Below are 13,396 nucleotides of genomic sequence, written 5' to 3'. Positions count from 1 at the left end.
TTAGCAGCGAATTTTGAAAAAAATTCTTTTGGATGGGCGTCCGGGCCGCAATGCGGCATACAGGGTCCAGTGATAAAAAGCCCCGACTATTCGGGGTTTTTTGTTATTAGCGAATCGTAATACTGGGCTATAGGCCCTTTTTTTATGTCTTGGGGGTGGGCTTGTCCACATTAGAGCAAAAATTGACAGAGTTGGTATCTGCTCCGGTAGAAGCGCTCGGCTACGAACTGGTCGGAATTGAATTCGTTCGTGGTCGCACATCAACCCTGCGCATCTATATTGACAGTGAAGATGGCATCAATGTTGACGATTGCGCGGACGTCAGCCACCAGGTGAGTGCCGTGATGGATGTGGAAGATCCCATCACCGTCCCTTACCACCTTGAAGTGTCCTCACCGGGGCTCGACCGTCCTCTGTTCACTGCAGAACATTATGCACGCTTTACCGGCGATGAGGTGAGCCTGGTGCTGCGTATGGCCGTTCAAAACCGCCGTAAATGGCAGGGAATCATCAAGTCTGTAGAAGGCGAGATGATAACGGTAAACGTTGAGGGTAATGACGAGGTGTTCGCGCTGAGTAATATTCAGAAAGCGAACCTGGTCCCCCACTTTTAAAAGTCCGGATTGAGGCTAACCAGGATGAACAAAGAGATCTTAGCTGTTGTAGAAGCCGTTTCTAACGAAAAAGCCCTGCCGCGTGAGAAAATCTTCGAAGCGCTGGAGAGCGCGCTGGCGACTGCGACCAAGAAAAAGTACGAGCAGGAAATTGACGTCCGCGTCAGCATCGACCGCAGAAGTGGCGACTTTGATACGTTCCGCCGTTGGGAAATCGTAGAGCAGGTCACTCAGCCAACGCGTGAGATCACGCTGGATGCGGCTCGCTACGAAGATGAGTCCCTCAATCTGGGCGACTACGTTGAAGATCAGATTGAATCTGTCACCTTTGACCGCATTACTACCCAGACCGCAAAACAGGTTATCGTGCAAAAAGTACGTGAAGCCGAGCGCGCAATGGTCGTGGATCAGTTCCGTGAGCAGGAAGGCGAAATCATCACCGGCGTGGTGAAAAAAGTTAACCGTGACAATATTTCACTGGATCTGGGCAACAATGCTGAAGCGGTAATCCTGCGTGAGGATATGCTGCCGCGCGAAAACTTCCGCCCTGGTGACCGTATTCGCGGTGTTCTGTATGCCGTTCGCCCGGAAGCGCGTGGTGCACAGCTGTTTGTGACCCGCTCAAAGCCAGAAATGCTGATCGAACTGTTCCGCATTGAAGTACCAGAAATTGGCGAAGAAGTGCTTGAAATTAAAGCCGCAGCCCGCGATCCGGGTTCACGCGCTAAAATTGCAGTAAAAACGAACGACAAACGTATTGATCCGGTGGGTGCCTGCGTCGGTATGCGCGGTGCGCGTGTTCAGGCCGTGTCCAGTGAACTGGGCGGCGAGCGTATCGATATCGTGCTGTGGGACGACAACCCGGCACAGTTTGTTATTAACGCCATGGCTCCGGCTGATGTGGCGTCAATCGTGGTTGATGAAGACAACCACACGATGGATATCGCCGTTGAGGCTGGCAATCTGGCCCAGGCGATCGGCCGTAATGGCCAAAACGTGCGTCTGGCTTCACAGCTGAGTGGCTGGGAGCTGAACGTGATGACCGTCGATGATCTGCAGGCGAAGCATCAGGCTGAAGCCCATGCAGCGATCGATATGTTCACTAAACATCTCGACATCGACGAAGAGTTCGCCACCATTCTGGTGGAAGAGGGCTTCTCATCGTTGGAAGAACTGGCCTATGTGCCAATTAACGAGCTGTTGGAAATCGACGGCCTCGACGAAGAGACCATTGAAGCCCTGCGTGAACGAGCAAAAAATGCGTTAACCACCCTGGCACTGGCTAAAGAAGAGAGCTTGGGGAATCAGGAACCTGCAGAAGACCTCTTGAATCTTGAGGGTCTGGATCGTGCACTGGCTTTCCGCCTGGCATCCAAAGGCGTTTGCACGCTGGAAGACCTTGCTGAGCAAGGTGTTGACGATCTGACTGATATTGAAGGGCTGACTGATGAGCAAGCTGGCGCGCTGATTATGGCCGCACGCAATATCTGCTGGTTCGGCGATGACGCGTAATAACAGGAAGGAACAGCATGACAGATGTAACCGTAAAATCGCTGGCAGCAGAAATTCAGACTTCGGTCGATCGCCTGGTACAGCAGTTTGCTGATGCGGGGATCCCAAAGTCTGAAAATGATGCGGTGACCCAGCATGAGAAAGAAACCTTACTGTCTCACCTGAAGCATGGTCAGGCCGGTTCAGGCAAACTGACCCTGCAGCGCAAAACGCGTAGTACCTTGAATATTCCTGGCACCGGGGGTAAAAGTAAATCGGTGCAAATCGAAGTCCGCAAAAAGCGCACGTATGTAAAAGGTGATGCAGAGTCTGAGCAAGCTCAGGCAGAAGCAGAAGCCGAGGCGCAGCGTGAAGCGGAAGAGCAGGCGCAACGCGAGGCCGCTGAACAGGCGCGTCGTGAAGCGGAACAAAAAGCGCAACGTGAAGCCGAAGAGAAAGCCAGGCGCGAAGCCGCTGAAAAGGCTAAGCGTGCAGCAGCGGAAAATGAGAAAGTGACTAATCAACCTACCGACGAAGTGACCAAGGCCGCCCAGTCCGATAAAGCACGTCGTGAAGCTGAAGCCGCTGAACTGAAGCGTAAAGCGGAAGAAGAAGCGCGTCGTAAGCTGGAAGAGGCTGCCCGCCTCGCCGCGGAAGAAGCCCGCCGTTTAGCCGAAGAAAAAGCGGCTGAATGGGAAAAGCCTGAAGAAGAGGATAAGGGCGACTATCACGTCACCACCTCAACACATGCCCGTCAGGCCGAAGACGAGAACGATCGTCAGGTCGAAGCGGGTCGTGCCCGCACGCGCAGTGCTAAAGCCGCGCGTCCGGTGAAAAAAGGCAACAAGCATTCAGAAGCCAAAACCGACCGCGAAGAAGCCCGTGCGCAGGTTCGTGGTGGTAAAGGTGGTAAGCATCGTAAGCCAAGCGCTCTGCAGCAGGGCTTCAACAAGCCAGCACAGGCGGTTAACCGCGATGTGGTGATTGGCGAAACCATCACCGTTGCTGAACTGGCTAACAAAATGGCCGTTAAAGGTTCACTGGTCATCAAAGCGATGATGAAAATGGGCGCTATGGCGACCATCAACCAGGTTATCGACCAGGAAACCGCACAGCTGGTTGCCGAAGAAATGGGCCACAAGGTGACCCTTCGTCGTGAAAACGAGCTGGAAGAAGCGGTAATGGACGATCGTGATACCGATGCAGCGCAGGAAGCACGTGCGCCGGTTGTGACCATTATGGGCCACGTTGACCACGGTAAAACCTCACTGCTGGATTACATCCGCTCGACCAAAATCGCCTCTGGCGAAGCGGGCGGGATTACACAGCACATCGGTGCATACCACGTCGAAACCGACAACGGTATGATCACCTTCCTGGATACCCCGGGCCACGCCGCGTTTACCGCGATGCGTGCACGTGGTGCGCAGGCAACGGATATCGTTATCCTCGTGGTGGCGGCAGATGATGGTGTGATGCCACAAACCATCGAAGCGATTCAGCACGCCAAAGCCGCGAAAGTGCCGGTTGTGGTAGCTGTCAACAAGTGCGATAAGCCAGAAGCCGATCCGGATCGTGTTAAAAATGAACTGACACAGTACGGCATCATTCCGGAAGAGTGGGGCGGCGAAAACATGTTCGTCAACGTCTCTGCGAAAGCGGGTACCGGTATTGACGATCTGCTGAACGCGATTCTGCTGCAGGCAGAAGTGCTTGAGCTGACGGCCATTCGTGCCGGTATGGCCAGCGGCGTTGTGATCGAATCGTTCCTCGACAAAGGTCGTGGTCCGGTTGCGACCGTTCTGGTACGCGAAGGTACGCTGAACAAAGGCGATATCGTTCTGTGTGGCTTTGAATACGGCCGTGTTCGTGCAATGCGTGACGAACTGGGACGTGAAGTCATGGAAGCGGGCCCGTCTATCCCGGTTGAGATCCTCGGCTTGTCCGGTGTTCCGGCGGCAGGTGATGAAGCGACCGTGGTGCGTGACGAGAAGAAAGCCCGTGAAGTGGCACTGTATCGTCAGGGCAAATTCCGCGAAGTGAAACTGGCACGTCAGCAGAAATCTAAGCTGGAAAACATGTTTGCTAACATGACCGAAGGCGAAGTATCTGAACTGAACATCGTGCTGAAAGCCGACGTTCAGGGCTCTGTGGAAGCGATCTCCGACTCCCTGCTCAAACTCTCCACCGACGAAGTGAAGGTGAAGATTGTGGGTTCAGGCGTAGGTGGTATCACCGAAACCGACGCGACGCTGGCAGCCGCATCTAACGCGATTATCCTTGGCTTTAACGTCCGTGCTGACGCATCTGCGCGTCGCGTCATCGACGCTGAAAGCCTGGATCTGCGTTACTACTCCGTCATCTATAACCTGATTGACGAAGTGAAAGCCGCAATGAGCGGTATGCTGGCACCAGAGTACAAACAGCAGATCATCGGTCTGGCTGAAGTGCGTGACGTGTTCAAATCACCGAAATTTGGTGCTATCGCAGGTTGTATGGTGACGGAAGGTAACATCAAGCGTCACAATCCAATCCGCGTACTGCGCGATAACGTGGTGATCTACGAAGGTGAGCTTGAATCACTGCGTCGCTTTAAAGATGACGTTAACGAAGTGCGTAACGGCATGGAGTGCGGTATCGGCGTGAAGAACTATAATGACGTTCGTGTCGGCGATATGATCGAAGTCTTCGAAGTGATTGAAGTTAAACGCACCATCGCTTAAGTCCTGGCGTTGATGATGCAATTTGGGAGGCCGCTGGCCTCCCGAATTATTTGGGAGAAATAAAAATGGCGAAAGAATTTGGCCGTCCGCAGCGTGTATCACAGGAGCTGCAAAAAGAGATTGCGATGATTCTGCAGCGTGAGATTAAAGATCCACGCCTTGGCATGATGGTGACCGTTTCGGGTGTTGAGGTATCACGTGACCTCGCTTACGCCAAAGTGTTTGTGACATTCCTCAACGATCAAGATGAAGAAGCCGTAAAAAATGGCCTGAAAGCGTTGAAAGAAGCCTCGGGTTATATCCGTACGCTGCTGGGTAAAGCCATGCGCCTGCGTATCGTGCCTGAACTGACCTTCTTCTACGATAACTCGTTGATTGAAGGGATGCGCATGTCCAACCTCGTGACTAACGTGGTGAAAAAAGACGTTGAGCGTCGTGGTCCAGAAACCACGGATGATGACGAGGAGGCGTAATGAGTCGTCCTCGTCGTCGCGGTCGCGACGTCCATGGCGTTTTGTTGCTGGATAAGCCACAAGGCATGTCGTCTAACGATGTTCTGCAGAAGGTGAAGCGCATTTTTAACGCTAACCGTGCAGGACACACCGGTGCACTAGATCCGCTGGCAACCGGCATGTTGCCGATCTGTCTGGGTGAAGCCACCAAGTTCTCGCAGTATCTGCTGGATTCCGATAAGCGTTATCGCGTGATTGCCCGGTTAGGTGAACGTACCGATACCTCCGATGCGGACGGGAACCGGGTACAAACCCGTCCCGTGACCTTTACCCAGGCCGATCTGGATACCGCACTGGACAGTTTTCGTGGTGACATTATGCAGGTGCCGTCGATGTTTTCAGCATTGAAACATCAGGGCCGGAAACTGTATGAATATGCCCGCGAAGGCATCACTATCGAACGTGAGCCCCGGCCGATCACCGTGTATGACTTGCAGTTTATTCGCTGGCAGGGCAGTGAGCTTGAGCTGGAAATTCACTGCTCTAAAGGTACCTACATCCGTACCATTATTGACGATTTGGGTGAAAAGCTGGGCTGCGGTGCGCATGTCATCATGCTGCGTCGTTTGCAGGTAGCACGCTATCCCTTCGAAAGAATGGTCACGCTGGAGCAGCTTCAGGCGTTGCAGGCAGAGGCGAACGCCTCAGGCGACGATCTGGCGTTACAGCTCGATCCTCTGCTGCTGCCCATGGACAGTCCGGCTGCGGATTTTCCTGCGGTCAACCTGTCAGCGGATGTGGCGGCCTACTTTAAACAGGGCCAGCCGGTGCATGCAAGTCAGGCACCTGACCAGGGGCTGGTTCGGGTCACCGAAGGTGAAACACGCAAGTTTATCGGTATGGCAGAAGTGGCCGACGATGGCCGGATTGCTCCACGCCGTTTAGTGGTTGAGTATCAGAATTAAGTTGTGCGCTTTTCATTAAGGGCATTTGCGTTGCCTTCTGGCGAAGAGTAGAATAGTGCGGCTTTAAAGCGGGATGCTGAATTAGAGATCGGCGCCCATACATTCATTTAACTGGAGTTTATTATGTCTCTAAGCGTAGAAGCTAAAGCAGAGATCGTTGCTAAATATGGTCGTGGTGCTAACGACAGCGGTTCAACTGAAGTTCAGGTTGCACTGTTGACCGCGCAGATCAGCCATCTGCAGGGCCACTTCTCTGAGCACAAAAAAGACCACCACAGCCGCCGCGGTCTGCTGCGCATGGTATCTCAGCGTCGTAAGCTGCTGGACTACCTGAAGCGTAAAGACGTTGCACGCTACAGCAGCCTGATCGAAAGCCTCGGTCTGCGTCGCTAAGTCTTAAAATCGGATCGTCTGGGATGCCACAAATGTGTGCTAAAACCCCTTTGGCGATCAGATTTGTGCGAGTTTCATGAAAAGGGGGCCTTTATGGCCCCTTTTTTCGAGCAATGCGCAGCAATCCTGAGCAAACTCATGTATTGTTGTTGGGTGTGATCTTTGTTTGCAGAGGTTCGCGCGGCTAATGAGAGGCTTTACCGCAGGGGCGGTTAAGGGTTGTCATTAGTCGCGAGGATGCAACGGAGATCGGTAATTAATGGCAGGCTCAAGATAGCACTGCCCCGATGTTAAGGACTTTGATTTTGCTTAATCCGATCGTACGCAAATTCCAATATGGTCAACATACCGTCACGCTGGAAACCGGCATGATGGCTCGCCAGGCGACTGCCGCCGTTATGGTGAGCATGGATGACACCGCTGTTTTTGTCACCGTTGTTGGCCAGAAAAAAACCAAACCAGGCCAGGACTTCTTCCCACTGACCGTTAACTATCAGGAGCGTACTTACGCTGCTGGTCGTATCCCGGGCAGCTTCTTCCGTCGCGAAGGCCGTCCAAGCGAAGGTGAAACGCTGATTTCACGTCTGATTGACCGTCCGGTGCGTCCTCTGTTCCCGGAAGGGTTCGTTAACGAAGTTCAGGTGATTGCGACCGTTGTTTCGGTCAACCCACAGGTTCACCCAGACATCGTTGCGATGATCGGTGCCTCTGCCGCGCTGGCGCTGTCGGGTCTGCCTTTCAATGGCCCAATCGGTGCGGCGCGTGTGGGTTATATCAATGACCAGTACGTACTGAACCCAACGGCTGACGAACTGAAAACGTCACGTCTGGATCTGGTGGTTGCAGGTACGCAGAACGCCGTTCTGATGGTGGAATCTGAAGCAGAAATCCTGTCTGAAGAACAAATGCTGGGTGCTGTGGTGTTCGGCCACGATCAGCAGCAGGTGGTGATTGAAAACATTAATGCACTGGTCGCTGAAGCGGGCAAACCGCGTTGGGACTGGCAGCCAGAAGCGGCCAATACTGCACTGATTTCACGTGTCGCGGCCCTGGCTGAAGCGCGTATCAGCGATGCGTACCGTATCACTGACAAGCAAGCGCGTTATGCCCAGGTTGACGCCATCAAAGACGAAACCATCGCGGCGCTGCTGGCGGAAGACGAATCTCTGGATGCGGCTGAAATCGGTGATATCGTGCACAGCCTGGAGAAGACGGTTGTTCGTACCCGTATTCTGAACGGCGAGCCGCGTATCGATGGCCGTGAAAAAGACATGATTCGTGGTCTGGACGTGCGGACCGGCGTACTGCCGCGTACCCATGGTTCAGCCCTGTTCACCCGTGGTGAAACACAGGCGCTGGTGACCGCAACGCTGGGTACCACCCGCGATGCGCAGAACCTGGATGAACTGATGGGTGAGCGTACCGACAGCTTCCTGTTCCACTACAACTTCCCTCCCTACTCAGTAGGTGAAACCGGTATGGTGGGCTCGCCTAAGCGTCGTGAAATTGGTCACGGTCGTCTGGCGAAGCGCGGCGTGTTGGCCGTAATGCCAAAAGTGGAAGATTTCCCTTACACCGTTCGTGTCGTGTCTGAAATCACTGAATCAAACGGTTCATCTTCTATGGCTTCCGTCTGTGGTGCTTCTCTGGCGCTGATGGACGCGGGCGTACCTATTAAAGCGTCTGTTGCCGGTATCGCGATGGGCCTGGTAAAAGAAGACGACAAATTTGTTGTTCTGTCTGACATTCTGGGTGATGAAGATCACCTGGGTGATATGGACTTCAAAGTGGCGGGTAGCCGTGACGGTATCACCGCGCTGCAGATGGACATCAAAATTGAAGGCATCACCCGCGAGATCATGCAGGTAGCGCTGAATCAGGCCAAAGGTGCACGTCTGCACATTCTGGGCGTGATGGAGCAGGCTATCAGCACGCCGCGTCAGGAAATCTCTGAGTTCGCACCGCGCATTTACACCATCAAGATCAGTTCAGATAAGATCAAAGATGTGATCGGTAAAGGCGGTTCTGTTATCCGTGCGCTGACCGAAGAAACTGGCACCACCATCGAAATCGAAGATGACGGTACGGTGAAAATCGCGGCAACTGATGGCCTGAAAGCGAAAGAAGCGATTCGTCGCATCGAAGAGATCACCGCTGAAATCGAAGTGGGCCGCATTTACAGCGGTAAAGTCACGCGCATTGTCGATTTCGGTGCTTTCGTTGCTATCGGCGGCGGTAAAGAAGGTCTGGTGCACATTTCACAAATCGCTGATAAGCGCGTTGAGAAAGTGACGGATTATCTGCAGATGGGTCAGGAAGTACCGGTGAAGGTGATGGAAGTGGATCGCCAGGGCCGTGTTCGTCTGAGCATCAAAGAAGCGACAGAAACCAAGCCTGAGGCTGTTGCAGCTGAGAGCGCACCTGACGCTGAATAAGTCTTTCCTGATTTGCCTCTCCTTGCCTGGCAGGGGGAGGCTTTTGTGTCATCGCGAGGGCAGGAATCCTTGTGCACAGCAGGCGGATGACAGGACGGTTGTCCCAATGTTTGTATTCGGGAGTGGGAAATGAAGCCTTTTTTGCGCTGGTGTTTTGTTGCGACAGCTTTGACGCTGGCAGGATGCAGCAACTCCAATTGGCGTAAGAACGAAGTTCTTGCAGTACCTTTACAGCCCACACTGCAGCAGGAAGTGATTCTGGCTCGCATGGAACAAATTCTTGCCAGTCGAGCCCTTACCGATGATGAACGCGCACAGCTGTTATATGAGCGCGGAGTGTTGTATGATAGTTTGGGTCTGAGGGCATTAGCGCGGAACGATTTTTCGCAAGCGCTGTCTATAAGACCTGATATGCCAGAAGTGTTTAACTATCTTGGTATATACTTAACGCAGGCGGGCAACTATGATGCCGCCTATGAAGCGTTTGATTCTGTACTTGAGCTTGATCCAACTTACAACTATGCGCATTTAAATCGTGGTATCGCCCTCTATTACGGTGGTCGATACAAGTTAGCGCAAGATGATCTGCTGGCGTTTTATCAAGACGATCCTAACGATCCTTTCCGTAGCTTGTGGCTCTATCTTGTTGAAAGCAAGATGGACGCAGCCAAAGCAAAAGTGGCGCTTAAACAGCGTTACGACAAAGCGGTTAAGGACCAATGGGGATGGAATATTGTCGAGTTCTACCTGGGCGACATCAGCGAAGCAACACTGATGGAACGTCTCAAGGCGGACGCAACGGATAACACCTCGCTCGCTGAACATCTCAGTGAAACCAACTTCTATTTAGGTAAGTATTACCTAAGTCTGGGGGAGAAGGACAACGCAGAAGCGTTGTTCAAACTGGCGGTCGCCAACAACGTGAATAACTTTGTTGAACACCGATACGCATTGTTGGAACTGGCGCTACTCGGCCAGGCACAAGACGATTTATCAGAATCTGACCAGCAATAGCTGACGAACTTTTTTGCCTGTAAACCTGTCAAGTCATCATCTTCAGGGATGAGGGCTTTTCTGTTCGTCAAAACTTCTAATTTGAGCCGGTTCACACTTTTTGATGAAAATGACTGAAAGTTTTCACGACGAGTTATGTAGACTGGCCGCCGCAATCAACGAGGCACGTGTACTACATGACTGATATTCAAACCACTTTTGCAGACCTTGGCCTGAACGCCGACATCCTTGAATCACTGAACGGTATGGGCTACGTAAAGCCATCCCCAATCCAGGCTGAGTGTATTCCTCACCTGTTGGCGGGCCGTGACGTGTTAGGCATGGCGCAGACCGGGAGTGGTAAAACGGCAGCGTTCTCTCTGCCGCTGTTAAACAACATTGATCCGACTATTAAAGCACCGCAAATTTTGGTGCTGGCTCCGACCCGCGAACTGGCGGTTCAGGTTGCTGAAGCGATGACCGAATTCTCTAAGCACATGCGCGGTCTGAACGTAGTTGCCCTTTACGGCGGCCAGCGTTATGACGTGCAGCTGCGTGCTCTGCGCCAGGGACCCCAGGTTGTTGTGGGAACCCCAGGTCGTCTGCTGGATCACCTGAAGCGTGGCACGTTAGATCTGTCTAATCTGCGTGGTCTGGTGCTGGACGAAGCAGATGAAATGTTACGTATGGGCTTCATCGAAGACGTTGAAACCATCATGGCGCAGATCCCGGAAGGTCATCAGACCGCGCTGTTCTCTGCCACCATGCCAGAAGCGATTCGTCGCATCACCAGGCGTTTCATGAAAGATCCGCAGGAAGTGCGTATTCAGTCGAGCCTGACAACGCGTCCTGACATCAGCCAGAGCTACTGGACGGCTTACGGCCGTAAAACCGATGCACTGGTTCGCTTCCTGGAAGCAGAAGATTTTGATGCGGCGATCATCTTCGTTCGTACCAAAAATGCCACTCTGGAAGTCGCTGAAGCGCTGGAGCGTAGCGGTTACAACAGCGCGGCCCTGAACGGTGATATGAACCAGGCCCTGCGTGAGCAGACGCTGGAGCGTTTGAAAGATGGTCGTCTGGACATCCTGATCGCGACTGACGTTGCGGCCCGTGGCCTGGACGTTGAGCGTATCAGCCTGGTTGTTAACTACGATATCCCGATGGACGCCGAATCTTACGTTCACCGCATTGGCCGTACGGGTCGTGCGGGTCGTGCGGGTCGTGCACTGCTGTTCGTTGAGAACCGCGAGCGTCGTCTGCTGCGCAACATCGAACGCACCATGAAGCTGACTATTCCGGAAGTTGAGCTGCCAAACGCAGAGCTGCTGGGTCAGCGTCGTCTGGCTAAGTTTGCCGCGAAAGTTCAGCAGCAACTGGAAAGCAGCGATCTGGAACAGTACCGTGCACTGCTAACCAAAATGCAGCCTGAAGAAGAGCTGGATATCGAAACGCTGGCTGCCGCCCTGCTGAAAATGGCACAGGGTGAGCGTCCGCTGATCGTACCTGCTGACGCACCGCGTCCTCCGCGCCGCGAATTCCGTGAGCGTGATGATCGTCGCGACAGCCGTGGTCCACGTGACAACCGTGATGGCGATCGTCCACGTCGTGAGCGTCGCGATGTTGGCGACATGCAGCTGTATCGCATTGAAGTGGGCCGTGATGACGGTGTTGAAGTTCGTCACATCGTTGGCGCGATTGCTAACGAAGGCGACATCAGCAGCCGTTACATCGGTAACATCAAACTGTTTGGTACGCACTCGACGATCGAACTGCCGAAAGGCATGCCGGGCGATGTCCTGCAGCACTTTACCCGTACGCGTATTCTCAACAAGCCGATGAATATGCAACTGCTGGGTGATGCACAGCCGCATGAAGGTGGCCGTGGTGAGCGTCGTTCAGGTTCTGGCGAGCGTCGTGGTCCTCGTCCTGAAGGTCAGGGCCGTCGTTTCTCTTCTGAGCGCCGTGAAGGTGGTCGTGAAGGTGGACGCAGCTTTAACCGTGAAGGCGGTCGTGGTCCACGTCGTGAAGACGGTGCTGCTGCACCTCGTCGTCGTGACGCATAAGCGAGACGATTTCGCATGATAAAAAGGGAAGCCTGCGGGCTTCCCTTTTTTTTGCCCTTGCGGTAAATCCATGTCAGGGCAGACCGGCTGAGACAGCGGGGAAGCAAGATAAGTAAAGGGAAGCCAGCAGGCTTCCCTTTTTGTCTTTGTCTTTTACCTGGCGCGAAACAGAACGAGGCGTTTACAGCCCGCGTGCCGCCTCCATCGCCAGCTTAAAGGAGTGCAGACGTGCATCGGTATCGTAAATCTGACCGTTAACCATGATCTCATCGGCCTGCGTTTCACGCAGCAGCGAGGCCAGACCGTGACGCACTTTATCCACGTCCCCGACCAGCGACATGCTCAGAGCCTGCTGGACGCCATACTGTTCTGACGGCGACCAGAGACTGTCCATGTTCTGCACCGGGGCAGGTAACGGACCGGGCTTGCCGCGACGCAAATTAATAAACTGCTGCTGCATTGAGGTAAACAGAAAACGGGCGTCGCTTTCCGTGTCCGCCGCCACGATGTTAATGCAGACGGTAGCATAAGGTTCAGCAAGGCGCGCTGACGGTGTAAAGTTTTCACGATAAACATGCAGAGCCTGGAACAGCTGGTCCGGTGCGAAATGCGAGGCAAACGCAAACGGCAGCCCCATTTTGGCCGAGAGCTGGGCGCTGTACAGGCTGGAACCCAGTAACCAGACGGGAATTTTCATCCCTAAACCAGGTACCGGCTGAACAGGCGGCTGCGCGCCAGCTTCTGCATCAAACCAGTGAATCAGCTCGGCCACATCATCCGGAAACGTATCGGCCTGCATGCCTGACAGGTTGCGACGTAAAGCCAGCATCGTGCGCTGATCCGATCCTGGCGCACGGCCTAATCCCAGATCGATGCGATCGGGATACAGCGATGCCAGGGTGCCGAACTGTTCTGCGATCACCAGCGGCGCGTGATTGGGCAACATAATGCCGCCAGAGCCCAGACGCAGCGTCGTGGTGTTTGCGGCCAGATAGCCGATTAACACGGCTGTGGCGGCGCTGGCGATGCCGGTCATATTATGGTGCTCAGCTAACCAGTAACGTTCAAATCCCAGAGCTTCGGCCTGACGTGCCAGCGCAAGTGAATTCTGAAACGCATCACGTGGCGTAGCGCCCTGAGGAACAGGGGCAAGATCGAGTACAGAGAGGCGAACGTTTTTTTTCTCAGACATGGGTACTCCAGAGGTTATAGCGCAGGTTTCATACCCTGCACTATTAAGTATTGCGCAACATTCGCTATATTA

At 53.7% G+C, this 13,396-nt stretch carries 11 protein-coding genes; 10 read left to right on the top strand and 1 reads right to left on the bottom strand.

All coding sequences use genetic code 11. The features are described 5' to 3' along the window. Positions 1-161 precede the first annotated feature (161 nt). From rimP to RAC65_RS19285, 10 genes are all read left to right on the top strand, one after another. Complete coding sequence (gene rimP, locus RAC65_RS19330; protein WP_006121761.1) at positions 162-614, top strand: ribosome maturation factor RimP; 453 nt, start codon at positions 162-164, stop codon at positions 612-614. Positions 615-638: 24 nt separating this feature from the next. Continuing rightward, positions 639-2,126 (top strand): transcription termination factor NusA, encoded by a 1,488-nt coding sequence (gene nusA / locus RAC65_RS19325; RefSeq protein WP_006121762.1) that lies wholly within the window; start codon positions 639-641, stop codon positions 2,124-2,126. 17 nt (positions 2,127-2,143) lie between these two features. Beyond that, a complete protein-coding gene (gene infB / locus RAC65_RS19320) occupies positions 2,144-4,828 on the top strand; it encodes a translation initiation factor IF-2 (RefSeq protein WP_028723648.1) in 2,685 nt (894 codons plus the stop codon). Between the two features lie 65 nt (positions 4,829-4,893). Next, the gene (gene rbfA, locus RAC65_RS19315) at positions 4,894-5,301 is read left to right on the top strand and encodes a 30S ribosome-binding factor RbfA (protein WP_006121764.1); all 408 of its coding nucleotides are present in this window, start codon (positions 4,894-4,896) and stop codon (positions 5,299-5,301) included. Next, positions 5,301-6,245: a tRNA pseudouridine(55) synthase TruB gene (gene truB, locus RAC65_RS19310; RefSeq protein ID WP_006121765.1), complete on the top strand. Its 945-nt coding sequence runs from the start codon at positions 5,301-5,303 to the stop codon at positions 6,243-6,245. Before rbfA ends, truB begins: the two co-directional genes overlap by 1 nt. Positions 6,246-6,368: 123 nt before the next feature. Next, positions 6,369-6,638, top strand: coding sequence for a 30S ribosomal protein S15 (rpsO, locus tag RAC65_RS19305; RefSeq protein WP_006121766.1), 270 nt, complete (start codon positions 6,369-6,371; stop codon positions 6,636-6,638). 305 nt (positions 6,639-6,943) lie between these two features. Next, entirely contained in the window at positions 6,944-9,073 is a 2,130-nt protein-coding gene (gene pnp, locus RAC65_RS19300; RefSeq protein WP_006121767.1) for a polyribonucleotide nucleotidyltransferase, read from the top strand. 129 nt (positions 9,074-9,202) lie between these two features. Then, positions 9,203-10,087, top strand: a complete 885-nt coding sequence (gene nlpI / locus RAC65_RS19295) for a lipoprotein NlpI (protein WP_033739194.1) — start codon at positions 9,203-9,205, stop codon at positions 10,085-10,087. A gap of 103 nt (positions 10,088-10,190) precedes the next feature. Then, complete coding sequence (gene yrbN / locus RAC65_RS19290; RefSeq protein ID WP_100208641.1) at positions 10,191-10,271, top strand: protein YrbN; 81 nt, start codon at positions 10,191-10,193, stop codon at positions 10,269-10,271. Beyond that, positions 10,264-12,132 carry a DEAD/DEAH family ATP-dependent RNA helicase gene (locus RAC65_RS19285; RefSeq protein ID WP_263757030.1) on the top strand — a complete coding sequence of 623 codons (1,869 nt, stop codon included), beginning with the start codon at positions 10,264-10,266 and terminating at the stop codon, positions 12,130-12,132. Before yrbN ends, RAC65_RS19285 begins: the two co-directional genes overlap by 8 nt. Before the next feature lie 181 nt (positions 12,133-12,313). Here RAC65_RS19285 and RAC65_RS19280 read toward each other — a convergent pair whose 3' ends face one another. After that, positions 12,314-13,324 carry a luciferase-like monooxygenase gene (locus tag RAC65_RS19280; protein ID WP_006121770.1) on the bottom strand — a complete coding sequence of 337 codons (1,011 nt, stop codon included), beginning with the start codon at positions 13,322-13,324 and terminating at the stop codon, positions 12,314-12,316. Positions 13,325-13,396: the final 72 nt, after the last annotated feature.

This window comes from Pantoea sp. BS_8 (assembly GCF_041954965.1).
Lineage (GTDB): Bacteria > Pseudomonadota > Gammaproteobacteria > Enterobacterales > Enterobacteriaceae > Pantoea > Pantoea stewartii.
The sequence above is the reverse complement of the archived record's forward strand: the minus strand, read 5'-3'. Positions and strand labels throughout refer to the sequence as shown.

Coding starts and splice junctions, on each gene's coding strand:
- RAC65_RS19285 (WP_263757030.1), top strand. CDS start 10,264: ATGACTGATATTCAAACCACTTTTGCAGACCTTGGCCTGAACGCCGAC.
- rbfA (WP_006121764.1), top strand. CDS start 4,894: ATGGCGAAAGAATTTGGCCGTCCGCAGCGTGTATCACAGGAGCTGCAA.
- nlpI (WP_033739194.1), top strand. CDS start 9,203: ATGAAGCCTTTTTTGCGCTGGTGTTTTGTTGCGACAGCTTTGACGCTG.
- truB (WP_006121765.1), top strand. CDS start 5,301: ATGAGTCGTCCTCGTCGTCGCGGTCGCGACGTCCATGGCGTTTTGTTG.
- yrbN (WP_100208641.1), top strand. CDS start 10,191: ATGAAAATGACTGAAAGTTTTCACGACGAGTTATGTAGACTGGCCGCC.
- infB (WP_028723648.1), top strand. CDS start 2,144: ATGACAGATGTAACCGTAAAATCGCTGGCAGCAGAAATTCAGACTTCG.
- rpsO (WP_006121766.1), top strand. CDS start 6,369: ATGTCTCTAAGCGTAGAAGCTAAAGCAGAGATCGTTGCTAAATATGGT.
- RAC65_RS19280 (WP_006121770.1), bottom strand. CDS start 13,324: ATGTCTGAGAAAAAAAACGTTCGCCTCTCTGTACTCGATCTTGCCCCT.
- nusA (WP_006121762.1), top strand. CDS start 639: ATGAACAAAGAGATCTTAGCTGTTGTAGAAGCCGTTTCTAACGAAAAA.